Origin of the sequence: Caballeronia sordidicola (genome assembly GCF_002220365.1) — a bacterium.
Lineage (GTDB): Bacteria > Pseudomonadota > Gammaproteobacteria > Burkholderiales > Burkholderiaceae > Caballeronia > Caballeronia sordidicola_C.
This window is the reverse complement of sequence record NZ_MTHB01000063.1, coordinates 40,716-64,381: the sequence shown is the minus strand read 5'-3', so window position 1 is coordinate 64,381 and position 23,666 is coordinate 40,716. Positions and strand designations below refer to the sequence as shown.

The 23,666-nt window shown below is 59.4% G+C and carries 31 protein-coding genes, 1 tRNA gene and 1 pseudogene; 15 read left to right on the top strand and 18 right to left on the bottom strand.

The window, feature by feature from the left end; all coding sequences use genetic code 11:
- Window positions 1-105 precede the first annotated feature (105 nt).
- Both BSU04_RS11065 and BSU04_RS11060 read right to left on the bottom strand, forming a co-directional pair.
- Window positions 106-2,040, bottom strand: coding sequence for an ATP-binding cassette domain-containing protein (locus BSU04_RS11065; RefSeq protein ID WP_089160649.1), 1,935 nt, complete (start codon window positions 2,038-2,040; stop codon window positions 106-108).
- Between the two features lie 221 nt (window positions 2,041-2,261).
- Complete coding sequence (locus BSU04_RS11060) at window positions 2,262-2,669, bottom strand: DUF4399 domain-containing protein (protein WP_089160648.1); 408 nt, start codon at window positions 2,667-2,669, stop codon at window positions 2,262-2,264.
- 370 nt (window positions 2,670-3,039) lie between these two features.
- On the opposite strand from BSU04_RS11060, the gene BSU04_RS11055 reads away from it, so the two are divergent.
- Window positions 3,040-3,222 (top strand): rubredoxin, encoded by a 183-nt coding sequence (locus BSU04_RS11055; protein ID WP_075644035.1) that lies wholly within the window; start codon window positions 3,040-3,042, stop codon window positions 3,220-3,222.
- Between the two features lie 56 nt (window positions 3,223-3,278).
- On the opposite strand, the gene BSU04_RS11050 is transcribed toward BSU04_RS11055, so the two are convergent.
- Window positions 3,279-4,013, bottom strand: coding sequence for a class I SAM-dependent methyltransferase (locus BSU04_RS11050; protein WP_089160647.1), 735 nt, complete (start codon window positions 4,011-4,013; stop codon window positions 3,279-3,281).
- A 42-nt stretch (window positions 4,014-4,055) separates the two neighbouring features.
- Window positions 4,056-4,859, bottom strand: coding sequence for a bestrophin-like domain (locus BSU04_RS11045; protein ID WP_089160646.1), 804 nt, complete (start codon window positions 4,857-4,859; stop codon window positions 4,056-4,058).
- Between the two features lie 455 nt (window positions 4,860-5,314).
- Between BSU04_RS11045 and BSU04_RS11040 the strand changes: the two genes are divergently transcribed.
- The gene (locus BSU04_RS11040) at window positions 5,315-6,514 is read left to right on the top strand and encodes a GGDEF domain-containing protein (RefSeq protein ID WP_089160645.1); all 1,200 of its coding nucleotides are present in this window, start codon (window positions 5,315-5,317) and stop codon (window positions 6,512-6,514) included.
- 403 nt (window positions 6,515-6,917) lie between these two features.
- Here BSU04_RS11040 and BSU04_RS11035 read toward each other — a convergent pair whose 3' ends face one another.
- Entirely contained in the window at window positions 6,918-7,250 is a 333-nt protein-coding gene (locus BSU04_RS11035) for a hypothetical protein (protein ID WP_089160644.1), read from the bottom strand.
- A 541-nt stretch (window positions 7,251-7,791) separates the two neighbouring features.
- Between BSU04_RS11035 and BSU04_RS11030 the strand changes: the two genes are divergently transcribed.
- A complete protein-coding gene (locus BSU04_RS11030) occupies window positions 7,792-8,721 on the top strand; it encodes a phytanoyl-CoA dioxygenase family protein (protein WP_179258289.1) in 930 nt (309 codons plus the stop codon).
- 197 nt (window positions 8,722-8,918) lie between these two features.
- Here BSU04_RS11030 and BSU04_RS11025 read toward each other — a convergent pair whose 3' ends face one another.
- Window positions 8,919-9,878 carry an SOS response-associated peptidase family protein gene (locus BSU04_RS11025; RefSeq protein WP_089160642.1) on the bottom strand — a complete coding sequence of 320 codons (960 nt, stop codon included), beginning with the start codon at window positions 9,876-9,878 and terminating at the stop codon, window positions 8,919-8,921.
- 118 nt (window positions 9,879-9,996) lie between these two features.
- Window positions 9,997-10,125, bottom strand: a pseudogene (locus BSU04_RS48775) (site-specific integrase); the annotation flags it as partial.
- Between the two features lie 278 nt (window positions 10,126-10,403).
- On the opposite strand from BSU04_RS48775, the gene BSU04_RS11020 reads away from it, so the two are divergent.
- Both BSU04_RS11020 and BSU04_RS11015 read left to right on the top strand, forming a co-directional pair.
- Window positions 10,404-10,478 (top strand) — tRNA-Arg (locus BSU04_RS11020).
- 243 nt (window positions 10,479-10,721) lie between these two features.
- The gene (locus tag BSU04_RS11015; protein ID WP_089160641.1) at window positions 10,722-10,982 is read left to right on the top strand and encodes a hypothetical protein; all 261 of its coding nucleotides are present in this window, start codon (window positions 10,722-10,724) and stop codon (window positions 10,980-10,982) included.
- 97 nt (window positions 10,983-11,079) lie between these two features.
- On the opposite strand, the gene BSU04_RS46400 is transcribed toward BSU04_RS11015, so the two are convergent.
- The 5 genes from BSU04_RS46400 to BSU04_RS10995 all read right to left on the bottom strand — a co-directional run bounded on the left by BSU04_RS46400 (window position 11,080) and on the right by BSU04_RS10995 (window position 12,536).
- Window positions 11,080-11,250 (bottom strand): hypothetical protein, encoded by a 171-nt coding sequence (locus tag BSU04_RS46400; RefSeq protein WP_179258288.1) that lies wholly within the window; start codon window positions 11,248-11,250, stop codon window positions 11,080-11,082.
- Between the two features lie 193 nt (window positions 11,251-11,443).
- Window positions 11,444-11,644: a hypothetical protein gene (locus tag BSU04_RS11010; protein WP_089160640.1), complete on the bottom strand. Its 201-nt coding sequence runs from the start codon at window positions 11,642-11,644 to the stop codon at window positions 11,444-11,446.
- Window positions 11,645-11,765: 121 nt separating this feature from the next.
- A complete protein-coding gene (locus BSU04_RS11005) occupies window positions 11,766-12,014 on the bottom strand; it encodes a hypothetical protein (protein ID WP_089160639.1) in 249 nt (82 codons plus the stop codon).
- A gap of 28 nt (window positions 12,015-12,042) precedes the next feature.
- Window positions 12,043-12,246: a hypothetical protein gene (locus BSU04_RS11000; RefSeq protein ID WP_031361269.1), complete on the bottom strand. Its 204-nt coding sequence runs from the start codon at window positions 12,244-12,246 to the stop codon at window positions 12,043-12,045.
- A 56-nt stretch (window positions 12,247-12,302) separates the two neighbouring features.
- On the bottom strand, window positions 12,303-12,536 hold the full coding sequence (locus BSU04_RS10995) for a hypothetical protein (protein ID WP_089160638.1): 234 nt from the start codon (window positions 12,534-12,536) through the stop codon (window positions 12,303-12,305).
- A 269-nt stretch (window positions 12,537-12,805) separates the two neighbouring features.
- Between BSU04_RS10995 and BSU04_RS10990 the strand changes: the two genes are divergently transcribed.
- Both BSU04_RS10990 and BSU04_RS46395 read left to right on the top strand, forming a co-directional pair.
- Window positions 12,806-13,204: a DUF1090 family protein gene (locus BSU04_RS10990; RefSeq protein WP_179258287.1), complete on the top strand. Its 399-nt coding sequence runs from the start codon at window positions 12,806-12,808 to the stop codon at window positions 13,202-13,204.
- 88 nt (window positions 13,205-13,292) lie between these two features.
- On the top strand, window positions 13,293-13,637 hold the full coding sequence (locus BSU04_RS46395; RefSeq protein WP_179258286.1) for a hypothetical protein: 345 nt from the start codon (window positions 13,293-13,295) through the stop codon (window positions 13,635-13,637).
- A 28-nt stretch (window positions 13,638-13,665) separates the two neighbouring features.
- Here BSU04_RS46395 and BSU04_RS46390 read toward each other — a convergent pair whose 3' ends face one another.
- The gene (locus BSU04_RS46390) at window positions 13,666-13,833 is read right to left on the bottom strand and encodes a hypothetical protein (RefSeq protein ID WP_179258285.1); all 168 of its coding nucleotides are present in this window, start codon (window positions 13,831-13,833) and stop codon (window positions 13,666-13,668) included.
- Between the two features lie 142 nt (window positions 13,834-13,975).
- Window positions 13,976-14,659 carry a TetR/AcrR family transcriptional regulator gene (locus tag BSU04_RS10980; RefSeq protein WP_089160636.1) on the bottom strand — a complete coding sequence of 228 codons (684 nt, stop codon included), beginning with the start codon at window positions 14,657-14,659 and terminating at the stop codon, window positions 13,976-13,978.
- 181 nt (window positions 14,660-14,840) lie between these two features.
- Between BSU04_RS10980 and BSU04_RS10975 the strand changes: the two genes are divergently transcribed.
- Window positions 14,841-15,326: a hypothetical protein gene (locus BSU04_RS10975; RefSeq protein WP_256982474.1), complete on the top strand. Its 486-nt coding sequence runs from the start codon at window positions 14,841-14,843 to the stop codon at window positions 15,324-15,326.
- A 7-nt stretch (window positions 15,327-15,333) separates the two neighbouring features.
- On the opposite strand, the gene BSU04_RS10970 is transcribed toward BSU04_RS10975, so the two are convergent.
- On the bottom strand, window positions 15,334-16,791 hold the full coding sequence (locus BSU04_RS10970; protein WP_089160747.1) for a sensor domain-containing diguanylate cyclase: 1,458 nt from the start codon (window positions 16,789-16,791) through the stop codon (window positions 15,334-15,336).
- A 303-nt stretch (window positions 16,792-17,094) separates the two neighbouring features.
- On the opposite strand from BSU04_RS10970, the gene BSU04_RS10965 reads away from it, so the two are divergent.
- From BSU04_RS10965 to BSU04_RS10940, 6 genes are all read left to right on the top strand, one after another.
- Window positions 17,095-17,598 carry a YbhB/YbcL family Raf kinase inhibitor-like protein gene (locus BSU04_RS10965; RefSeq protein ID WP_089160635.1) on the top strand — a complete coding sequence of 168 codons (504 nt, stop codon included), beginning with the start codon at window positions 17,095-17,097 and terminating at the stop codon, window positions 17,596-17,598.
- A 132-nt stretch (window positions 17,599-17,730) separates the two neighbouring features.
- A complete protein-coding gene (locus BSU04_RS10960; protein WP_089160634.1) occupies window positions 17,731-19,098 on the top strand; it encodes an MFS transporter in 1,368 nt (455 codons plus the stop codon).
- A gap of 128 nt (window positions 19,099-19,226) precedes the next feature.
- Complete coding sequence (locus BSU04_RS10955) at window positions 19,227-19,781, top strand: type 1 glutamine amidotransferase domain-containing protein (RefSeq protein WP_089160633.1); 555 nt, start codon at window positions 19,227-19,229, stop codon at window positions 19,779-19,781.
- A 32-nt stretch (window positions 19,782-19,813) separates the two neighbouring features.
- Window positions 19,814-20,533: a DUF4142 domain-containing protein gene (locus BSU04_RS10950; protein WP_256982471.1), complete on the top strand. Its 720-nt coding sequence runs from the start codon at window positions 19,814-19,816 to the stop codon at window positions 20,531-20,533.
- Window positions 20,530-20,886 (top strand): DUF1488 domain-containing protein, encoded by a 357-nt coding sequence (locus BSU04_RS10945; RefSeq protein WP_256982470.1) that lies wholly within the window; start codon window positions 20,530-20,532, stop codon window positions 20,884-20,886. Before BSU04_RS10950 ends, BSU04_RS10945 begins: the two co-directional genes overlap by 4 nt.
- A gap of 68 nt (window positions 20,887-20,954) precedes the next feature.
- The gene (locus BSU04_RS10940) at window positions 20,955-21,560 is read left to right on the top strand and encodes a hypothetical protein (RefSeq protein WP_089160632.1); all 606 of its coding nucleotides are present in this window, start codon (window positions 20,955-20,957) and stop codon (window positions 21,558-21,560) included.
- A gap of 82 nt (window positions 21,561-21,642) precedes the next feature.
- On the opposite strand, the gene BSU04_RS10935 is transcribed toward BSU04_RS10940, so the two are convergent.
- Window positions 21,643-21,891 (bottom strand): hypothetical protein, encoded by a 249-nt coding sequence (locus tag BSU04_RS10935; RefSeq protein ID WP_089160631.1) that lies wholly within the window; start codon window positions 21,889-21,891, stop codon window positions 21,643-21,645.
- Between the two features lie 256 nt (window positions 21,892-22,147).
- On the opposite strand from BSU04_RS10935, the gene BSU04_RS10930 reads away from it, so the two are divergent.
- Window positions 22,148-22,600 carry a PA2169 family four-helix-bundle protein gene (locus tag BSU04_RS10930; RefSeq protein ID WP_089160630.1) on the top strand — a complete coding sequence of 151 codons (453 nt, stop codon included), beginning with the start codon at window positions 22,148-22,150 and terminating at the stop codon, window positions 22,598-22,600.
- A gap of 205 nt (window positions 22,601-22,805) precedes the next feature.
- Here the strand turns inward: BSU04_RS10930 and BSU04_RS10925 are convergent, their stop codons facing one another.
- Window positions 22,806-23,123 carry a hypothetical protein gene (locus BSU04_RS10925; RefSeq protein WP_089160629.1) on the bottom strand — a complete coding sequence of 106 codons (318 nt, stop codon included), beginning with the start codon at window positions 23,121-23,123 and terminating at the stop codon, window positions 22,806-22,808.
- Window positions 23,124-23,311: 188 nt separating this feature from the next.
- Window positions 23,312-23,644, bottom strand: a complete 333-nt coding sequence (locus tag BSU04_RS10920) for a BON domain-containing protein (RefSeq protein ID WP_089160628.1) — start codon at window positions 23,642-23,644, stop codon at window positions 23,312-23,314.
- Window positions 23,645-23,666: the final 22 nt, after the last annotated feature.

The following is a 23,666-nucleotide window of genomic DNA, read 5'->3' as shown; positions in this document are numbered from 1 at the left end:
CCTTCGGCGATCGTTCCTCAAGGCCGTGCGCCCGAAAACGCGACGTATTTTACTGTTTCCAACAAATTTTTCGATATGGAGAAGACGCTGGCCCCGAAGGCCGGCTTACTTGCGCTTTGCTTCCAGTTCTTCCCAGCGTTCGAGCGCGACCAGCAATTCCTCGTCGATAGCCGCATGCCGTGCGCTCAGCCGCGTGCCTTCTTTCGGATCCTTCGTGTACACCGATCCGTCTTCGAGCTTTGCTGCAATTGACTTTTGCTCGGCTTCGAGCGCGGCGATCTGCGCGGGCAGCGCTTCCAGCTCGCGCACCTCCTTGTAAGGCAATTTGTTCGAGCGCTGGGAATTGCGACCAGCACCGCTGTCTTTAGGGCCGTCTTCCTTCTTCGCTTGCTTGGCCGTGTCACGGGCGGCGTCCAGAGCAATTCTCTCGGCACGTTCGCGCTGGATCTGCCAGTCGGTGAAACCGCCCACATATTCGCGCCACATGCCGCCGCCTTCCGACGCAAAGACCGAGGTCACGACGTTGTCCAGGAACTGGCGGTCATGGCTTACCAGCAGCACGGTGCCGTCGTAGTCCGTCAGCAGTTCTTCCAGCAATTCGAGCGTCTGGATGTCCAGGTCGTTGGTCGGCTCGTCCAGCACCAGCACGTTCGCGGGTCGCGCGAACAGACGCGCGAGCAGCAGCCGGTTGCGTTCCCCGCCCGACAGCGAGCGCACAGGCGAACGTGCGCGCTCCGGTGCGAACAGGAAGTCGCCGAGATAACTCATGACGTGCTTTTTCACGCCATTCACTTCGACCCATTCACTGCCTGGGCTGATGGTGTCGGAGAGGGTCTTGTCGAGGTCGAGTTGCGCGCGCATCTGGTCGAAATACGCTACCTGCGTGTTCGTGCCGGTGCGTACCGTGCCTGTGTCCGGCGCGAGTTCGCCCAGGATCATCTTGAGCAGCGTGGTCTTGCCCGCGCCGTTCGGACCGATGAACCCGAATTTGTCGCCACGCATGACGGTCGCGCTGAAGTTGTCGACAATCGTTCGATCGCCGTATTTCTTCGTCACGTCGGTCAGTTCCGAGACGATCTTGCCCGAGCGCTCGCCCTGCCCGACATCAAGCTTCACGTTGCCCAGCACGTTGCGGCGTTCGGCGCGCTCGTTGCGCATTTCCACCAGCCGCGCGATACGTCCGACGCTGCGCGTACGCCGCGCTTCCACGCCCTTGCGAATCCACACCTCTTCCTGGGCCAGCAACTTGTCGAACTTGGCCGCTTCGACCTGTTCGATTTCGAGTTGCTGCGCCTTGCGCGTCTGGTACGCGCTGTAATTACCCGGATACGACAGCAAGCGTCCGCGATCCAGATCGACGATGCGGGTAGCCACCTTGTCGAGGAAAGCCCGGTCATGGGTAATGAACAGCAAACCGGTGCGCAACGTGACCAGCATCTCTTCCAGCCAGCGAATGCCGTCGAAGTCGAGGTGGTTGGTCGGTTCGTCCAGAAGCAGCACGTCAGGTTGCACGACCAGCGCACGCGCGAGCGCCACGCGCTTTTTCATACCGCCTGAGAGCGCGCCCGAGCGCACGTCGCCGTCCAGCCCGATCTGCTGCAACGTGGTCGCCACGCGGGTTTGCCAGCTCCAGGCATCGTGCAGGTCAAGCGAGGATTGCAGCGCGTTCATGCGGTGCAGCAGGTCATCGTGCTCGGAACCTTCGGGGGTATCGGCAAGTTTGTGCGCTACGACGTCATATTCGTCGAGCAGTTCCCGCTCGTGGGACAAGCCGGACGCGACGACGTCGAACACCGACGCCTCCAGGTCGAACTCGGGTTCCTGCGGCACGTAGACGGTAGTGAGCTCGTTTTGCCGCGTGATGAGGCCGTCGTCCGGCTTGGTGAGCCCGGCGATAATCTTCAGCAGCGACGACTTACCCGCGCCGTTACGGCCGATCAGGCCGACGCGTTCGCCCGCTTCGAGAGAAAAGTCAGCGTGATCGAGCAACGCAACGTGGCCGAACGCAAGTTGCGCGTTCGAAATGGAATAGAGCGACATGGGAGGCAGCCGGAAAAGTGCAAATACTGGAAGCGGCCATTGTACCGGTCTTGACCGGCGCGCTTGGAGGACGCTTGGAGGACGGTTTGGGGCCCTATGCCATCAGGACAAGGCAAAGTGCCTGATAAGTTGCAAAAAAAACGCGGCCGCGCCGCGTTTTTGAGATTAGCGCAGGATCAGAGCGTCCCGGCGCCGGCCGATGAAACCCGGCCCGAGGGCCGTTATTTCACGTGAACTTTGATCGTCTGGCTCATTTCCGGTCCAAACGACTGGTGCGCGCCATCGCCGAATTGCAGGGTCAGCGTGTGATCGCCCGGAGGCAGCTTTACGTCCGCTTCCGTCTGCATCTTGCCGAAATGCAGCGATTTATCGTTCATTGGAATCACGAGACCCTTTTGCATCGGTCCTGCGTCGATCAGCAAATGGTGGTGGCCTTTTTGCGGATCCGTATCGCCGGCCGGCGCGAGCCCCATGCCTTCCAGGCCAAAGACCACGTGCACTGGGCTTGTGACGGTAGCACCGTCTTTCGGTTCGATGAAAAACACCCGGGCTTGTTGCGCGTGCACCGCAACGGCCACAAGGAAAACGCTCGACAACACCGCTCCCGACAACAGTTTCTTGAACATCATTTTTTTCGCTCCCAGAAGAATGCGGCTGCCGGATCAACTATCCAGGCAGGCCAAAACGGTTTCGTGCGACACGCGTGGCGTGACCGACGCGGCAAAGACACATCACAACTCGCCGGACGACACGCAAGGGACTCCAAAAACCGCCGGGGAGAGGATACACCGAGCATAAGGAATCACGCAGATCCATGCTTGCGCGCTGCTCCGCCGTTTTTCCAGTCCGATGAACCCATTTTGACAATCCGGTACTATGCGGGTCGCCGAATGTTTCGGCAGGCGCGCACGGCACATCCCGGAAGGCGAGCTTTCGGGGATTGAGCCGTGGGGCCGAATATTTAACGATGTTTTGTCGAACGAGAAGAAAGAGTCTGTCGTGAGTGAAGTTTTAGAATATAAAAGCTGGGTTTGCCTGATCTGTGGGTGGATATACAACGAAGAAGACGGTTTGCCGGAAGAAGGTATTGCGGCCGGAACCCGTTTCGCCGATATCCCGGACACATGGCGTTGTCCATTATGCGACGTCGGCAAAGACGATTTCGTGGCAGTCGAATTCTGATCCGGCTACCGGATTGGTCGTTGCATTCGGTCGTTTCAGCCTGATTTCGCGCCGGTTCAGCGCGCGACCACAATCAGTTCCCGGCTCGAGGCGGACACCGCCGCCCCATTCCAATCGCCCTGCCATGTGAGGTGGCGGAACCCTGCGGCCTCGAGCTGCGCGCTGAGTTCGTCCTGAGTGCGAAAGCGTAGTTCGCTCGTGGACGTCAGCGTCTCGTCTGTCGCCTTGAATCGATAATACGTGTTGAAGCGAATGCCCGACTCCGGGCTCGCGCTCACGTCGTCCTGCCACACCTCCACCTCGCCGACTCCGTTCACGTCGATCAGCCTGTGCGATTGCGCAGGCGTCCACGATTCCCATGCTCGTGCGGCCGGATTGCGGCTTTCGAACGCCAGGGTGCCGCCTTCGCGCAGCGCGTAGCGGGCGGCTTTGAGCGTATTGAGGAACGCTGTGTCGTCGAGGAAAACCTGCGCGACGTGGCCCGTCATCATCAGCAGGTCGGCGGGCGGCAACAAGGCGAGCGCGCGGGCGTCGCCTTCAATCCATTGAACGCGATCGCCGTTCGGTCTATGCCGCGCCACGTGCAACATCTCGGGCGCGGGATCGACGGCAATCACCCGATGCCCCCGCGACGCCAGTTCACACGCGAGCAAACCCGTTCCGCAACCGAGATCGATTACTCGCTGCATGCCTGCGGCCAGCGCCAGGTAGAAGTCGGTATCGGCGGCGAAGGGGTTCAGGGTGTCGTACAGCGCAACGAGGCGCGGGTCAGTGTAGAGCGTGGATGGCATCGGATGAGTTGGGCGGTGGTTAAGCGTCACGCGATCAGCGTTTCAGCGGCTGAGGTAGGCGAGCGCATCTCGCATGGATTGGCTTGGCACAAGGATGGAGCCCGTGAACGGCGTGTCGAGATCGAGGATCACGAGCACCGTGGACGCTATCGATAACGCCCCGAGCATAATCGTAACCAGCGCCAGTGCGTTACGTGGGGCGATCAGGCCAAAGCAAAGGAAGATGACGAGCAGCCAGAAGACCAGAATCCGGTCGAACGGCGAAGACGCCGAACCGCGCGCTTCCTCCACGATTTTCCAGCGTTGCTGGATCAGCCGGTCAAACCGGCCAAGCGCTTCTTCGGCGAGCTTCTGGTGGAACGGATCAGCCGGCTGCAACTCGCGTGTGTATCGTTGGGCTCGTTCAAGCATGGCGCCCAGTACGCGGCTATCGAGATTATCGGTGCCGTAGCCCGGGACCGGCGTCTTCTGATAATAGTCGCCGGGCGGCGGCGGTTCCTGCACCCAGGTGGATGCAATCGCGGCCGCCGTGTAGGCGCGCAGGATCCGGCGGGGAGCGTCGGCTTGCGGGCCGTACTCGCGCAAGCTGTTGTCGAGCTGGATCAGCGCAGCGGCATAGGTACGGATATCGGTAGTGGTGGTATCGAACACAGCTTTCGACGATGCCGTCAGCAAACCCAACACGAGCGCTGCGAACGTAACCAGCATGCCGACCACCAGTTTCAGCAATTGCACCGTTTCGTGCGCCTTGTGTTCCTCAGGCAGCAGCGGGCGCACGAACGCACCAAGCCCCGTGGCCGCGAGCAGGCACAAGAACACGACGACAGAGGTTTCAAGTTCGGTCATGGCGAGAGTCGGGGGAACGTTTGTATTATCGGATGAAGTGGCCGGTTATTCCACACTAGCGGGTTAGTGTGGCGAGTTGTCGAGCGATTAGTTGAGCCTTTTATAAGTGGTAACGGTAATCGGCAGTTGTGCTTGTTAATCGACCGGTGAGAGAGCGCATGAAACGGACGCAATATGCGGGAGCAACCTCTGATCCGCGTCTTGCAAGCAGAAGTTCCACAGGTGTATCAAAGCTCACCCCCGTGTTTTCAAACGTGCGCGTGACATGCCGCTGAGCCGGCGCAAAGAGAATGCGGCATCGCTGCGGATTTTTATGAAGATTTGGTGCCAGAGCGTATTATCTGAGCCGCTGGCGTCGTCGTTCAGCACGTTCGTGCAACGTAGCGGAAGGTATCAGGCGCTCAACCTATTCGACTCGCGCGAAATTTTTCGGTCACTTGGCCCACTGAAAACCTATGTTCAGTCCCGTCGCACTTTACGTTGTCGGAATTATGTCCGGAGCGATCAGCGTAGTCGTATTCGGCTCGCTGGTGCGGTCCGGGATACCCGGATTGTTTCGCTGGATCGCTGCCAACGTCCTGATCGTGGCCGCATTTGTAGCGTTGGCTTTGGATGACACTTCGCCGGCACCGCTAACCGTCGTTGTCGCGAGTTTGCTATTCGCCAGCGCCGCACTCCTTGTACTACAAGGTTGCCGGCTATTCTTCGGCCTTCGACCTTCGCGGCTTCACGAGGTCGCTGCGTTCACGATGCTGGTGATTGGCGTTATCTACTGGGCCTGTCTTTCGCCGAACGAAGCTGCCCGGGTTACGCTGATGTCCGCCTTTCTCGCCTACGTTCGTCTGTCCGTAGGTTGGATAACCTACACCAGGAGGCCGCTGCATCGACCGGGTTACAGCTACCAGTTCGTCGCGATTGTCGCCGCGCTCGGCGGGCTCGTTCATCTTGCTCGTGGACTTGCCGCCGGCTTTGGCTGGGAACATCACACACGGTTTCTCGAGCCAACGCCATTGACCATCGCGTTTCTCGCACTGGGTATCGTCACCCTGCCATGTCTCTCGATCGGCGCGCTCATGCTGGCCTATGACCGCATGGCGGAGAGGATGGAGCGGTTGGCGGCTATCGATGAGTTGACCGGTGCCCTCGTGCGGCGCGAATTCATGGCTCAGGCCGAGTTGCATCTGGAGCGTGCCAACCGTGCAGAATCCCGGTTCGCGGTTGCCATCCTCGACATCGATCACTTCAAAGCAGTCAATGACGCTCACGGCCACGCGGCCGGAGACCGCGCGCTTGCTCACTTTTCTTCGATTGTGTCGCAGGGCATTCGGCGAGGAGACATTTTTGGGCGGCTCGGCGGCGAAGAGTTTGCAGTCTTGTTCCCTGAGACAACCAGGGTGGACGCAATGACGCTGGTGAACAGTTTGCGGCTGCATCTGGCCGCGTCTACGTTGGCCGTACCTTGCGGAGAAGTGACGTGCACGTTCAGTGCTGGCGTGGATGAATATCAAGCTAGTGAAATGCTGGCAAACCTGATGGCCCGAGCCGATGCTGCGCTCTACTCGGCCAAGGCCATGGGACGAAATCGCGTCGTGTTGGCAGTCTCTACGGGCGATGAGGCGGTGGGAGCGACGAAGGATGCGCCGAAACCGACGTAAGCGTTCTTTTGCGGGGGTATGGTGGTCTTTATCTGGTTTTCCGCGCGCCGATTTGGCAGTCCCAAAACCGATACTCAACGGCATGGGTCCGCACGCTGAGATATCCATCTCCCCGTAGTTCAGGGGAAGATATTGACTGAACTGAGTCGGGTCGACCTGTTACAACCTCCAACCGTTTTCCGCCAAGCGCGATTCAATTCTCCATAAACGATTATCCATTCAATATCGGTGGATCTCCCAACTTCATCGTGGGTCATGACATTGCCCTATCGCCACCGCATGCAACAGACAATATCAAGGTTGCGGCATTGAGATTCCCTTGGCAAACAAGTGATTAACAAACGGCGATCGGAATTCCCTGCAGCGGGTCGCGCCAGAGTCAGGCGAGCGCATCGGGGTCCACCTATATTGGTTTTTGCTTATGCAAGGCAAAACCACGCGAAAAATAGGTTGGCCAGTTCGTCCTCCGATAACGGATCGAAACAAAAGCTTTTCGACAATTGTTCAACAGCAGAAGGTCGATTTCCGCTCGCGCTGTTCTTGCAGACGCGTCAAAAGCGTCTGTCATATATACATACTGTTCCGTGAGGTCGCATTTGAGTTTGACCGGTCTCGTAGGAACCTCCCGCATTTTTTCAAACTGCTGATGCGTCACGCAATAGCGCAAACCATAACCGCGTCGGATATCCGTGCAAATCAAAAAGCCGCGATAGACATCGCGAAGATGAGTGATCATATTCACCCCGATTAGGGCTTGCGCTAACTTGCAATAGTGGCCCGTGTCTTCGTGGACAGAGGCTCCGTTCGCTCTCAGGTTCTAACTCCCATTCAAGCAGAATCATTGAGTGGGTGGTCGAACCCTAGACCTATTCGCGTGGGTTAGATACGACTTATCGATAAATTACGGTTTTTGTATGCTTACAACATACAGGACAACTACGGCTGATTGGCTCGTTCACCCGCCTGGAAGGGAAATGGCAGCCCTTGGTCTGTTGCGGCCTGCATACACTTGGCCGCCGTCCCAAGCGAGTTCATTGCCGAGATGGGCGTGTTAAGAATCCGTCCAAGCCTTCCGGAGCGGCCGCTAAGCGGATTGGGTCTACCGAAGTCATTAGATGACTGCACTTCGAAAGTGCGCAACGGTGACGCCTAACACATCTGGCGGTCCGCCTCGCTCTATTCGCGTAAACCCGTTGGTATAGGCGCCACCGCACATACGGTAAAAATAGTCCTTAATAGCATCCTTCCTGACCCAATTTTGCTTCGAGTGAATAAACTTGCAAACAGAAATTGCCCACGCCGACAGGCTCAAGCCAAGCGGTTTTGACTCCGATCAGATCGCTGCGCTTAAAAATCGCGGTTTTAGTTCGTATGAGAACGTCGCATCGCTGGAGGAAATTGCTGAACTGAGAGGGATCTGCGAGCGCCTGATATTCGCCGGTACCGGTGCGCGAGAAGGCGCGCTGTTTGATTTCGTTGGCGAGAATCCACTCGAGTCAACGGGGCTCACTCAGTTGCTGATGCCGAGCAACTTCAATCCGCGGTTGCGTCAGATGGACTATCACAAGCGTCTTAAATTGCTGGCTAAACAGGTCTTGGGCCCGCGTGCGCGTATTGCAGGAGATCACCTGTTCTACAAGCCACCCATAGCCGGCCCTGAGACTCCGTGGCATCAGGACGAGGCATTCCACGATCCGCGCTTCGCATACGAAGAAGTGAGCTTCTGGCTGCCGCTGCAAGCCGCCACACTCGCGAACGGCTGTCTGCGTTTTATTCCGGGATCTCACCTCTGGGACGTTCAGCCTCACAGAAAACTCGTGGGCAAGGAGCGTTCACACGGGATCGAGTGTTACGACGGATTCAACCCCGAAGACGCGGTCTCTTGTCCGGTACCAGTTGGCGGCTGTACAGCGCACTTGGGACGCACGTTGCACGGCGCGGGATCGAATGTCTCGGCCACTGCCCGCTTTGCCTACGTAGTCATCTTCGATATTCCCGCTACCATTGCAACCAAGTACCGCGAGTTCGACTGGCGAAATTCGACAACAACGCGCCAGGAGACTGAGCGCAAATGGAAACAGGGCGCCGGGAAAACAATCGTGTTGTATCGTCGCCTGATGCGACGCAATAGCGTCGATCCTTATCGCCTTTACCACAGCGTCAGACGCCGTTGGTGGTCTTTGATGCAACGTCGCAAGCGGGGATAGTACCGCGTCCTTTACTGAAGGGATTCGATACGGGGAATGTCGACGCGAGGATCCCTTCCAGGGCCGGGCGGAAACGGTCAAAGTGGTTTTGTGGGGCTTTTCACAGGAAACAGCACTCGCATCTTTCACATCGTCCGCGTAAGCCGTACCCATTCGTCACTCCTTCGCAGCGGCTGTCCTCGACATTAGCGGTCCAGTTAGGCCGCCATTCGATACTCGTAATATGGCCGGTGACGGTCATCGAGAATGGCATACTGCGCCGCGAGGTTCGCCGGGTCTGGATTAAGCCACGCGTCGATGTGTTCGGGCTTGATCGGGATGATGCAGCGATCGTGGCCAGCCAACGCTATTTCCTGCGGCGGATCGTCTGTGACAGCGGCGAACGACAGCAGGTCAGGTTCGCCCTTCCCTTGCCAGTGCGACCATAGGCACGCAATCAGCATTTCTTGGGGCGGGTTGGGCCTGAACTCCAGGACTACGTTTTCGTCTTTCTCCCCGTCAAGCGGTATGCGATTTTCTAGTCGAAACCGGCTGACGTTTTCATAGAACGCGGTCACTAGCAGCAGGCCGTGTGTATAACCGAAAAGCCCCTTCCAGAAACCCTCAAGACTGTCCCGCCGCGCGTTATAGGTTCCGGGGTATTTCACGTCGTAGATAGCGGGCTTACCTGCCGGCCGACATTGATAGCGCATCGGCTTAATAACGCGCCGGCCGTTCTCCATCACCATGACGGGCGCGTATTGACCGGGAAATATCCGCGAGTCCCGCTCCGCTGGTTCCGTTCGACATAGGTCGTCGAGCCGGCGAAGGGTTGCGTCTATCTTGCCCGTGGCAATCCGTTTGCTCTCGATGGCCGTCTTCGTGGCCTTGGCCTCGAGGATGCGTTCCGCATCCGCGAGCCGGGTGCGCTGTTTGCACAGTTCCTGTTCGAGCTTCGTCATCTGAGTTGCGTCATACCGCTCGATCAACGCCTTGATGCGCCGCTCCTCTTCGGTTTCGGGATTCATGAAGGGCGCATCCATGCCCTTGGGGACCTTCGCACCGCTGCCTTCGACGCGCTCCCAGTAGAGCCGCGCGAACTCCCTGATGTCTATGTCAGGACCGAACATCTTCACGTACTTACGATAGTCCGCCACGATCTGCGCCGAGTAGCACATGGTGCGACCTCTCCTTTGGAATCGTCATCGCATGATGGAACGATCCGCCGCCTGTTGTCACTCCGAAATCTACCGCACGGCCGCGCGACACCGTCAGCTTTGAGCGATCGTGACGTGCAATCGTGACGCTTTGCGAGTCGACGGCATTCCAACCCTTGTCGATCGCACTTTCCTGCTCGCGCGCCCACGCCAGAGCCGCGCCTTTCGTTTTAAACGTCTTTGATATACTCTGCCCGCTGCGCCGGATCTATGTTCACAAGCGTTCGCCGACGGGTAAGATTGAAGTGATTTTTTTGCCCGAAACCGATGAATAGCGAGGTCGAGCGGTCTGGGGTGGCTACCACTTGCTATAGGTCGCCAAAAGCGCCGTTTTATAGCAAAAGCGTAGCAGCCAAGTTGAGAAGCAAGGGTTCACCGTGCGTCACGGCGCTTCATTTAGGAAGAAGCAAACCAGCCGGAAACGTGCACTGGGCGGAGCCAAAGCCGGTATTTACAAGGCTTGAGTCCGCCCGCTGAAATATCCATCTCCCCGTAGTTCAATGGATAGAACAAGTGCCTCCTAAGCGCTAGATGCAGGTTCGATTCCTGCCGGGGGGACCATTGATGTATTCAACACCGCCCCACCGAATTTCCAAGCCCCGTAAGCCTTGCGCTACGGGGCTTTTCTCTGTCGTTATCGTCCCGTGGCGTAGGTGCCGGCACCTGTCCCGGCACCTACGCCGCCAAACCGCGCGCTTAAGCGACATCGCCCACTCTTCCCCATGCACGAAAGCCTCGGAAAGCGCTACTCTTAGCGAGCCCTGTTTCGCCTCGCAGGGTGTCGATTTTTATCCGGGACCCGTCATGACCACGACTTATATCGTTTTCAAGGCTCAACTCAAGATGCTGCTTAGCGACCAGCCACGCGGCATGACTGCGGACTTGACCGATTTCGCGGTTGCTTATTGGGACGGGCGACAGGTGGTGGGCGCCTACTTGCGTGACGCCGGGCATGTCGATGAAGTGTTCGACCTGGACGAGAATGCTTTCGAGCAGTGGCGCGACGAGTTTGTTGCGTGGCTAGCCGATCCGCGCTTTACAGCACGGCCAGACCTGCTGGCTTAGACAAGAAGGAAGAAGCGGGAAGGAATAAAGGAAGAAGCCGCCGTTCGATATCGACGGATATCAGTGCGATCTGCTGCTTTCTGCTACTTGCCTCGGCTTACCGCGCGCCGATCCAGAATTCGTCATCGAGCGCCTGGAAGAAAAACGTTTCCAGCGCGTCCTCCGACAAATCGTCGATCGTCATGCCGCGCAGGCGGCAAAGCACGTGGAGGGTCTCGTCGGCAGCAATAACAAGATTCCGAAACGCAGTAGCGGTGGGATTGGTCATGTCCATGCATCCGCTAACGGCCTCTGCTGACGAAACTTTAGACCCTGGTGCACGATATTTTCGACTAGCCGCGCCAAGCCTTCTCCTGACACGCCAAGGTAATACGCCGTAAGCAACCTGCCCCACGTGCCTTGTATAACAACACCTGTCATAACAACACCTGTCGCCCATTCGAGCGCTGGTCACATCGCTGTCAAAAAACTTGGATTCGCCCGCCAAGATACGCGCCGCCGCCGAACTCGTCTTCGAGTGCACTGAAAAAGAACTCGCCCAGTTCCGCATCCGACAAGCTGTCGAGCGGAATCTGCCTCAGCCGGCAAAGCAATTCCAACGCTTCGTCGGCGGCATTGAGTGCGCTACGGGTATCGGTGTAAGCGAGTTTGTCGAGTTTCATGAGCGCAATGACAGCACGGGTCTAGCGGGCTTCAATGCCTCGCCGAAAGCCTGAAGAACCAAGTTCTGCCATTCACGGCAGATTCGCAGCGGGACATCCTGCTTCCCGCAATCTGTCCCAATCACCAGGGGCCAATGATGTCATCGCCCAGTGCATTGGAAAAGAACTCGCCAAGCTCATCATCGGAGAGCTCTTCGATATCAACCCCACGCAGGCGGCAGATCAGTTCGAGCGTTTCGCCCGCAGCACGGATGAGATCGCGGGAGGCTTCGGGGGTGGGTTCTTTGGTATCCATGCCAACACTAACGGCGCGGATGCAAAGAACTTTAAGGCCGCCTACCGTGCGTTGAAACGCATTGCCAAGCAACATTCGTGAACAAGCTCGAAACAATAACCCGTCACTCCGGCTCAACCGGAAAGCGCCGGTTCAACTCACGCTTCGCCCAATGTAGCGCTTCGTTTTCGGCGACATTGCTGGTCGGCGCCATCTCGCCCGCATTCGTCTTGAGCGGCAAGCTGCCCGCCTGCACGGACCAGTCCCAGCGGGTGCCGCGTTGTTCGACGAACACGTCGATGACATGTTCATTGTGCATATAACGCATGGCTTCTCCCGTTGGCAGGACGCGATCCTAGCATGATGACGCGCTCAGGCTTGCCGTCAGGCTCGCCCCGCGGCTTCTTGCTCGTCGCACCAGTCGAGCGCCCATGCCCGCGCGCATGCGATGGCATCGCCGTCGTTATCGAACGCGTCGATGTCGCCTGACTCGTGCTTTTCCGGATGTGCGTCGTCCGTTGTCGGCATGCGGATCATGCGAGCCTGCGCGTAGTACAAGCCATCTTGATCGTGTCGTGAACGACAGTCGATGTGAAAACCCTTGTAATCGAAACGCATCGGCGTGTTCCTCGCAAAAATGTGAACAGTTCCAGCAGGCTCGCGCAAGACGCGTTCCGCATGGACGCAACCAGGCGTTACTGACCGGGTGCATGGCCGTCGCATTGACCCCTTCAGTCCCCATAAACTCGTTAAAATAACGCCGACCTTGGCCGGTCGAACGGATGCGCGGGGGTTATTCGATGCCCCGTCCCGACCGGACAATCGGACACCGTACAAGTGAAACACCGATTGCCCCCTGCCCAATCTCGTCAGCCACGGATTCCGCTATGAAATTGCTTGCCGCCATCGCCTTAAGCCTGTGTTTGTCGACCGCTCACGCCTCACAGGAAACCGATGCCTGCGACGCCCATCGCCAGACCCTCGAAAGGCAGATGGCCACCGCGCTGAACCAGGACAACTCGGCGCAACTCGACGCCCTGCAAGCCGAACTCAACAAGACCAACGCTGAATGTACGCCCGACGCGATCGCGCAAAAACGCGCAGACGCGTTGAGACGCCACGATAGTGCCGTGGCCGAGGCCAGGAATCGTTTGCGGGACTGGGAAGCGGAGTTGGCGCGCGCCAGGAAAAAGGGCACGGATCAGCTGAATATTGCGGCCTGGGAGCGCAAGGTGAAACGGGCGCGCGCCGATCTGGACCGTGCGGTGGCGAGACCCATTCAATGAATCGCTTATCTAGGGTTTGTACCGACCTGAAGTTCGCTAAAGTTTGATTCACCGCTGCCGTTAAGCATTGATGGACTCACTCCTCGACATGAAACTCCAAGGCGCGCCCTCCGCGCTGTTGGCAGACCAGGAACTGACGCACCTCGAACTGGTGCTGCGGCGTTCACTGATCGACGACGCGTTGTGCCCCATCATGCCGCCCACCTACTGGCGCGAGCGGCTTGCACTGGTCGCGCGGAACTCGCATCTTTCTCACACGCAGCTCCAGACAGTGCATCGGCTGTATCTGCAGATCGACGCCCACGAAGCCGGCAACCGGACGCTCGATACCGTACCCGAACTCACCCCCGACCCACCGACGCCCATTCAGCCCGCGCCACGCACGGTCCTCCACTGGACCCCGGTTCATCCGTTCGGGAACGACCGCTCGTAACCAGGTCGCGCGTAGGTCGTGCGGGCGCTCAGTGCCGGTGTCGGAGCCACCAGTCGCGTAACGCGCCGGGGCTTGCGTGGCTGCGGCGGCGCAGCATGCGGTCGCGCGATGCGTCACGCCAGTCGTGCGCGAGCACCGCAATCGCGAGCGCGGCCAGCGCCGCGAGACCAACGAGAATATTCGCTAAACCTTCCATGGCGCCCTCCATTCCGGTCGACTGCCATGCTTCAAGCATAGGTCAAGCGCCCAAAATCGGGGCGTGGGAAAAGGATTTAATCCGCTCGTGGCATGTGTGTCGGGGCGTTCTTCTCTTCGCGTAATGCAACCGCGCGCTCGACTCAGCGCTGCATGAACCGCATGACGGCGTCCACAATCATCTCGCGATGCCGGGCCCGCGATCTCGCGCCGGATGGATCGCGCCCGAAAGCAACGGTAAACGTATGCCGGTTCGCGACGCGATGAAAACACAGCGAACTGATAAACAGATGCAAGTCGACAGGGTCGACATCGCTACGAAATTGCCGCGCCGCAACGCCACGAGCAATCAGGTCAGCGATCGTCTTCACGGCGCTCGCATTGCGCGCCCTGAACGTCTTCAACTGGCTCACATGTTTCGCGCCATGAATGTTCTCGATCGTCACGAGGCGGACGAAATCGCGGTGTTTGTCGTGGAAGTCGAACGTGAACTCGACGAGTTCGCGCAAGCCCTCGCGTGGGTCCATGGTATCAAGATGCAACGACTGTTCAAGCGCGCGGATCTTGCTGTACGCCTCCTCGATGACCGCTTCGTACAACCCCTCCTTGCTGCCGAAGTAGTAATACAACATGCGCTTCGTTGTATTGGTGCGCTCCGCGATGGCGTCGACCCGTGCGCCGCTTAAACCCATCGCCGCGAACTCCTCGGTGGCAATATCGATAATGTTTCGTTTGGTCTGTTCCGGGTCGTACTTCCGTTTGATGTCGGGTGTCCCGACCGACCGGGAAGACCGAACCGGCGCTGCGACTTTGCTTGCCTTTTTCATCGTTTAGTGTGCGGAGCGCCTTAAAGTAGGAAAAAATTTAGCATCGACTTCCGGCCTATTCGGACCTTCAGCGCAATGTGGTCCTTCACGAAAACCCTTGTTTCAAGGGCTTTGGCCGGGGTTTCGTTATACTTCCGCAGAATTTTGCGGACCCCGGTTGCGCGCCATCACAAGGAATCGAATGACTCACCAGCAAGCCCTGACCCGCGTAGCGTCGGCCTTCAACTCGATGGTCAAGCCGACCCTCATCGCATGCGTTATTGCGGGCGGCGCGTGTGCCCTGCCGTTGAACGCCGCCGCACAAAACGCGCCCGCCCAGCAACCGTTTCCCGCTCAGACACTACCGCCGGGCCATCCCGCGGTGCAACCGCCGTCACCCCAAAGTCTCGCGGCCGAAGGCGTGCGCACGAGCGCCAATATTGCACGGGGCGCCGCCGATATCTGCCACATCGACCGCGTGAAAATCGACAGGTTCAAAGTCATGACGCGCAAGAGTTTTCCCGCCGCGCCCGATTTCGACGGCGAGTGGAATCTCGGCTACAAGGAAGCGCAAGCCACGGTCGATCGCTTCGCGGCGATGAAAACCAACAACCCCACCGAGTACGCAAAGGAGATCGGCGAAGCTTGCCCGGCGCTGACCCAGGGTATCGATGAAGTGACGAAGTGACCCGCGCTCAGTCAGGCGCGCCGTAATACGCACGCTTTTCGGCGTACATGGCGGCGTCGGCACGTTGCAGCATGACTTCCAGCCGCTCGCCGTCCTGTGCAGTGGCTGCGCCCATCGCAAAGCTCAAGGGCATGCCCGAGTAGAACTGGTTGTTGACCTCGAGCAATTGCCGGATGCTGTCGATCACCGCGGCGCCGCCACGTTCGTCCATGCCGGGCAGGAGCAGCACGAACTCGTCGCCGCCAATGCGCGCAGCATGGCTCGGCTTTTCCACGGCTTTGCCGAGTACTTCGCCGGCGCGCCGCAGTAGTGCGTCACCGGCAGCGTGGCCGAGTTGATCGTTGACGGTTTTAAGACCGTTCAAGTCGACGGCCACGGCGGTCACCGGGAACGGGCCTTTGCGCTCCAGCCGGTTCATTTCATCGATGTAAAACGAGCGGTTCTTGAGTTTCGTCAACGCGTCGTGCTTGCCGAGAAACTCCAGGTAGGCCTCCGCTTTCTTGCGCGCAGTGATGTCGGTGAGCGCGACGAGAACGAGGTCCCAATCGGCTTCGTGACCGGGAAACACCGAGAATTGCAGATGCACATGCAATTGCTGCCCTTCCAGCGAATAGTTGACGACCTCGCGCTGATGAAACAGGCGGTTCTCCCATAGATCGATGAGTTGTTCCTGGAAATGGTTCACCATCTCGTCGCGGAAAACGTCGCCCAGACGCGAGAGCAACACGGCTTTATCCGGTGCGCCAAACATGGTCAGCGTGTGCTGATTCACGTCGAGCACGTGAATTTCCTGCATGCAGCGCTCGACGAATTCCGGATGAACATTCGTGAACGTCCGGAAGTCGACAATTCCGCGTTCGCGTATATCGTCCAGCAACGCCTTCACTGAGCTGAAGTCTTCAACCCACAGCGAAACCGGCGAATGTTCGAACAAGCCGCGCGCATACAGCTCGCTCAGCGCAGCCTTGCGGCGCACATTTTCCAGTTCCGTAATGTCTTCCACGGTCACGAGCACGCGGTCCCAGGTTGCTTCGTGTCCGGGCAGGATCACCGCTTTCAGCAATACGTCGAGCCGCTTGCCGTCGAGCGCGTAGTTCACCGTCTTGCTCACGAACGCCGGTTTGCCGGACCATAGTTGTTCGAGCTCGTCTGCGTGCGTGAGCAGCATGTCGTCGCGGAAAACGGCGCCAAGATTACGCACCAGATGGTCGATATCCTTCGCGCCGAACAGCGTGAGCGTGCGCCGGTTAACCTTGATCAGCCGGATGCGCGACGAACATTCGGCAATTCGCGCCAAGTCTTCAAGCAGAAAGGCGCGCAGGTCGACAACGCCCTGCGCGCGCCAGCCTTCGAACACCTCGCGCACGGCGCTGAAATCCTCGAGCCACAGCGAGACGGGCGCGAGGTCGAACATATCGGCATCGTCCGCCGGCGCGCTCGATGCAGCCGTCGATGCCGCTGCCATGCTCTGCAAAACGCGCCCCTGGTTGTTCGGCATGTCCATCCTTTTCCGATGATCTAGCTTGATATGGTCCGGTTCCGCCATTTTATGCGCAGACGTGGCGCAAGGAAGCTAGAAGGAAATAATCAGGAGGGACGCACGCGCTGCGGCCTTGAGCAACAATGAAGGACTTCAGGCATGTTTGCTGCGCGAAGGCGCTCAATGGCCGCACGTCTTGCGGCCTGCATACGCCCGCGCGAATGGCTGAACGCCGGCACGCGCCGGGATATCAAAACCCTTTAACCCCGTCAAAGGAGACACGTCCCCATGGCTGACTTTCGCATTTGGTCCGATGAATTCGCGGCCAACGGATATCTTTCGAAGAATCATGAGTTCGATCAGCAGGCATTCGGCGCGGACGGCGAAAACATCTCGCCCGCGCTGCAATGGGACGGTGTGCCGCCCGAAGCCAAGAGCCTCGCTCTCACCGTCTACGACCCCGACGCGCCCACCGGCAGCGGCTTCTGGCACTGGATCGTGGTGAATATTCCGGTGGACACCCTCTCGCTGCCGCAAAATGCCGGCAAGGCCGACGGCAGCCTGCTGCCTGCCGGCGCGCTGCAAATGCGCAACGACTATGGCACGGTCGGGTTCGGCGGCGCAGCGCCCCCTCGCGGCGACAAACCGCACCGGTACATTTTCCGGATTCACGCATTGAAAGCGGATCACCTGTCGCTCGATGTCTCGGCGACCAACGCGGTCGCCCGTTTCATGACGCATCTGAACGAAATCGATTCGGCTACCTACACGGGGCTGTATCAGTTGAAATAAGCGCCGGATCGGGGTCGCGCGCGCACGCTTGCACGGCATTGCGCGGCACCGCGCGTTTTGAATGCCTGCTCAAGTAAACCGTCTGAAAGGCGCGCGACTTACACTTCGCCGCTCCCCTCCTCCTCCCTACCGATGGACGCAGACCAAGGCCTTCCTCTTCCCCAGCGCTATTGGGCCATCCTGGTCGTGGCCCTCGGCATTACGCTCGCGGTGCTCGACGGCGCCATCGCCAACGTCGCGCTTCCCACCATCGCCCGCGACCTGAACGCCAGTCCCGCCGACTCGATCTGGGTGGTCAACGCGTATCAGCTCGCCATCACGGTGTCGCTGCTGCCGCTCGCCTCGCTCGGCGACCGGATCGGTTACCGGCGGGTGTACATGTCGGGACTTGCGCTGTTCACCATCGCCTCGTTCGGCTGCGCGCTCTCCGGGTCGCTGACGTCGCTTGCGATTGCACGGGTGATCCAAGGGTTCGGCGCGGCGGGCATCATGAGCGTCAACACGGCCCTGGTGCGGATGATCTATCCCACCGAGCATCTCGGCCGCGGCGTCAGCATCAACGCCTCCGTGGTGGCGATCTCGTCGGTCATCGGGCCCACGGTTGCTTCCGGCGTTCTCTCTATCGCACCTTGGCCGTGGCTCTTTGCGATCAACGTGCCGATCGGCATCGCTGCGTACGCGCTCGGCTGGAAAGCGTTGCCTCGCACGCCGGGACACCGGCAACCCTACGACTTTCTCAGCGCGCTGATGAACGCGGCGGTGTTCGGCCTTGCGATCACTGCCGTCGATGGGCTCGGTCACGGAGAACATCGCTCGTACGTGCTCGCCGAGTTTCTCGTGGCTGGCGTGATCGGATACTTCTTCGTGCGGCGGCAACTGACGCAACCCGCGCCGCTTTTGCCTATCGATCTGCTGCGAATCCCGGTATTCGCGCTGTCCATTGCGACATCCTTCTGCTCGTTTACCGCGCAAATGCTGGCCTTCGTCTCGCTGCCGTTCCTGCTGCAGAACACCTTTGGCATGAGCCAGGTGCAGACCGGATTCCTGATGACGCCGTGGCCGCTGGTGATCGTATTCATCGCGCCACTTGCCGGCATGCTGTCCGACCGATATTCGGCGGGTGTGCTCGGTGGCATCGGGCTGGCCATCATGACAGCCGGCTTGATGCTGCTCGCGACCACTGGGGCACACCCCGCGCCCGTCGACATAGCATGGCGCATGGCGGTGTGCGGCCTGGGCTTCGGTTTGTTCCAGACGCCCAACAATCGCCAGATGCTGTCGTCGGCACCGCGTCATCGCAGCGGCGGCGCAAGCGGCATGCTCGGCACCGCGCGCCTCTCGGGACAGACGCTCGGCGCGGCACTCGTCGCGCTGATCTTCGGCATTGCACCGCAGCACGGCACGACCATTACGCTGGTTGTCGCGGCGGGCTTTGCAGCCGCAGCGGCCATGGTCAGCCTGATGCGCATTTCGCGCAGCAAGACGCCCGCGACCGCCTGACGCCCGCCCGTCTGATCCTGTCACGTAGCCCTGCGTTGGAGCCTCCTGGGCACACCCTTTGCTGAATTGAACGGACGTGGCTCCGTGTGCCGGAGCCGGTTCGTTCAATGCACCAAGGAGTTATTTCCATGGCTGATTCCCTCAACGGTTACAAGGTCGCGATTCTCGCTCTCGATGGCTTCGAGCAAGCCGAACTGGTCGAACCGCAAAAGGCGCTGAAGGCAGCCGGCGCCCAAGTCCATGTGATCTCGCAAAAGCCGGGACAGATCCAGGGCTTCGTGCACACCGACAAAGGCGACACGGTAAAGGTCGACGCCACTTTCGACCAGACCAGTGCAGCCGATTACGACGCGGTCGTGTTACCGGGCGGCGTAGTCAACGCAGACGCAATCCGCGTCGATGCGAAAGCGCAAAGCATCGTGAAGCAGTTCGATCAGGATGGCAAACCCATCGCCGTGATCTGCCACGGCGGCTGGCTGCCGATCTCCGCAGGCATTGTGTCGGGCCGCACGCTGACGAGCTGGCCGACGCTCCAGGACGATATCCGCAATGCCGGCGGCACATGGGTCGATGAAGAGGTGCATCGTGATCGCAATCTCATCAGCAGTCGCAAACCCGACGATCTCCCCGCGTTCAACAAAGTCATCATCGAAGCGCTCAGCGAGCGGAAGAAAGCGGCTTGAGGTCGGAGTCGAGATTGGCTACGGAGAACCGAATGACGAAATCGATGCCAGCGGATACTCGCCAAGGGATGGACACTTTGTATCCTGGGAAGGTCCTGCGCATGTCGCGGCTCAGTGTTGGCGCGATCGCAGCGCTCGCGGCGTTCACACTCGGCTCAAGTTGTGTGTCGATGAATGCAAGCGCGCAAAACGGCAATGCGGTAGCGCCGGCGCGCGCGGGATCCGACGGGGCAGCGACGCCTGCGCCGGCCCATGACGGCGCAGGCGTCGCGGCGTCCACGCCGATGGCTGCCTCCGCGCCCTCCCGCGCCAAATTGTCCCCGGCCGATCAGCAGTTCGTGCAGGACGCAGGCACTGCGGGCGCTACCGAAATCGCGGCTGGCAAGCTGGCGTTGACGAATTCATCGGATGCGCAGGTCAAGAGCTTCGCGCAGCGGATGATCGCGGATCACACGCGGCTCGCTCGCAACCTCGATATTGTTGCGAAGCGGCAAGGCATCACGTCGGCGCCGAGCGCGGATGCGTCGGTGACGGGAAGCCTCGAGACGTTGCACGGCGCGGACTTCGACAAGGCTTACATCGCACAGGTGGCTGTGGACGGGCATCGCAAAGCAGTCGCCATCTTTAGCACCGAAAGCAAGGGCGGCAACGACGCGCAGCTTAAAAATGTCGCCGCCCGTGCGTTGCCGATTATCAAGCATCACTACGCAATGGCGCAGCAGCTCGCCAAGCTGAAGGGAGTGACATCATGACGGCCGCTTCGGCTTCGCTCGCCTCGAGCGTTGTACAACCCCGGCCAGCCTACGAGGACTCAACCATGCACATCCAGTTTACCGACGGCCCTCCCACCTACGACGGCGACGATTTCGCTCTTCATTTCGTTGCGCTGGTCGACGGCCAACCGGTGGTGTGTTCCATTTCCGCCGAAGCGCTCGAGGATCATTTCGGCGCTGCGTCCGCCCGGGAGGACGACTTGCTCGCGGCGTTCGAACGAGGCCGCGCGAGAATCCGCTCGGTGTGCGCCGAAGCGCTTGACAGCCATAGCGGAGAGAGCGTCGTATTACGTAGCGGACTGTTCCGCGTGGCGGGCATGGAGCCGGAATGACCGGCGCGTTCCATCCGTCATTGGTTCAGGACGCGGTTCATTGAAACAAACGCTTCCCGGAGGTCCTCATGTCTTTGATCATTGCAGGACGGTTTCAAACCTTTCCCAAAGCCGAAGCCGCCGCCCAACGCCTTTTTGAGGGCGGATTTCTCGAAGAGGACGTCACGCTCTTCTATGTTGCGCCAAGCGGACAGCACGCGCGGCTCGCCACGGGCGGCGACCACGACGCGGATGCCGGTGCGAAAGATGCATCGAAGGGCGCGGGCTTGGGCGTCACGATCGGCGCGGTAATCGGCGCAATCGTGGGTGCAGCCGTTTTTATACTCTTCAAGGCGCCTTGGCTGGCCGCGGTGCTCGCCGCCGGAGCAGGCGCCTATGTCGGATCGCTAGCGGGCGCAATGGCGCGTTCCCAGTCCGGCAAGCGGGCCGCTGTCGATTCGACCAGCACTGACAATCACGGCTCGGCCAACGCCCTCGACGCGAGGCAGTCCGGCGTTGTCGTAGCGGTGCATGTTGGCGCGCAATTGCAGGCACAAGCGGCAGCCATTCTCCGCGATGCGGGCGGTATGGAAGTCGAGCGTGCATCGGGTCAATGGCGAAACGGCCGCTGGGCCGACTTCGATCCGGTCAAGCCGCCGGAGCCGGTTCGGGAATTTGCGGAACCGCGTGCATAAGTTGGATAGTTCAAGCGTTGGTGTCAATCAGGCCGCTCTGGGAGCGGCCTGATTGACTTTGTATGTTTCGGAACGCTACGAATTACGCCCACAGTTGAAACCGTACGCTCGGCTGGGCATTGGTGCCTCGCACGTCGTTCGCCGGTTCGCAACTCGCGCGCTGCGGGCCGTTTCTCAATGCTGACGCCACTGGGTTGCAAAGGCCTTTGTGCGTCGATTGCGCATGCACGGCCGCGAGATTCTCATCGATACCATGCTGACGCACTTGCAGCACGATCGCGGATGTGACGATTGCAACGAACACAAGAGCCTCACGGGGATTAACGGTCATTGCTTCTCCAACGTTCAATTTTTGGCAGTCTCTGAGCAAAGCACATGCCACGTAACGGCTCTATTTCCCAGAAGCGGTTGCGAAATTGATGACAGACCGCCAAGCCCAAAAACGACCGGCGTTCCGGCGTCGAACGCGCCTGTCTCGGGTATGGATCCGGCACAGATCGGGCACAGCCGTTGCGACTCCCCTTTGGACCGCGATCCGGGGAATCAGAGGACCGCGGGCCATCTTCGATTACTCAAAGGAGGTTCATATGAGCACTAACATCGTATCGGTACTGAACGATCTGGTCGAAACGTCGAAGGACGGCGAGAAGGGCTTCCGGAAGGCCGCTGAAGACACGAAGGACGCGACCCTGAAGCAACTGTTTACAGGCCGCGCCGAGGACTGTGCACGCGGTGCGCACGAGTTGCAGGATGTGGTCCAGCGACTGGGTGGAAAGGCGCAAACCGGCGGCACGGTGGGTGGAGCGCTACATCGGGGTTGGGTCGACATCAAGTCGGCCGTGACCCATCGTAGCGATCACGCAATTCTCGAGGAATGCGAGCGCGGTGAAGACGTTGCGAAGAAGAACTATCGTGACGCGTTGGACAAGGAATTGCCGGCGGATGTGCGCGCCGTGGTTGAGCGCCAATACCAGGGCGTAATCGAAAATCACGACCGCATTCGCGATCTGCGCGACCAGTACGCTGCGGCCAAGCCGTAATCACGGGTCGCACGTTGAAATCAAGCCGGTGCACCGAAGGTGCGCCGGCTTTTTTACATTCATGTTCATAGATTCGAATGACTATTTGCTATCCCTGTCGGTCTTGATGTTCATCGCACCAGGGATGGGCGCCAGAAAAAACCCACCGGCTGCTACCGCAGCCGGTGGGTTCATGTCGCGCGCACTCGCAAACAGGTAACGTAGTTTATTGCGGTGAGCCCTTGTCGTTGGTACCCATCGCCGACGCCGCAGCAGCAGCCGACGCGCCCCGAAGGTGCGTCGCCTTGTTCTGCTTGTGCAAGGTCGTTCCGTGCGAGCTCTTCTTGCTCATGCCCATGCTTCCTGAAGCCGCCATACCACCCTCTGTGGGCGAGGCGGTAGCACCAGCGTGCCCACCTACTTCGCTCGCGCCCGCGCCGGCCGTCGGCCCACCTGACGAGCCTCCGGCTGATTGAGCCAATACCGGACCTGAGAACGCAAGAGCCAGTGCGCCGAGCAAAGCAATCTTTTTCGTTTGATTCATGAAAATCTCCTTTCCCTGAGGATCCGGTTCATCGAGATTTAAGCGAAGACCAGATCCGTTATGAGTGATGGACTGCACCCAGACTTCTATATTCGGACTTCTTATTAATTGCTTCGTACAGCCTTGTAATCACTAACCAGAAACAAGCAAAACGGACAGCGAGCGCGCCGCCCGTTTTGCACCAACCCTTACTCTACGATCTTCAGGTGGTTGCGCACCGATGTCACGCCGTCAACCTTCGACACCACGTCTTCCGCACCGCTTTTGTCATCGGCGGTGGGCACCGTACCCGTCAGCGATACAACGCCAGCACGTGTCTTCACATGAATATGCGTGGACTTGACATTCTTCGCGCCCAGCAGTTCCGCCTTGACCTTGGTCGTGACTGCCGTGTCATCGACCTTTGTACCAATCGACGTGGAGGCGCCTGTCGACGTGGTCGCGGTTTGTGCACTGACGTTAAGCGCAAACACGACACACGCGATACTGCCGGCTGCCTTCAGGATTTGGGTCGATTTCATCGTGATTCTCCTTCTAGTTGGT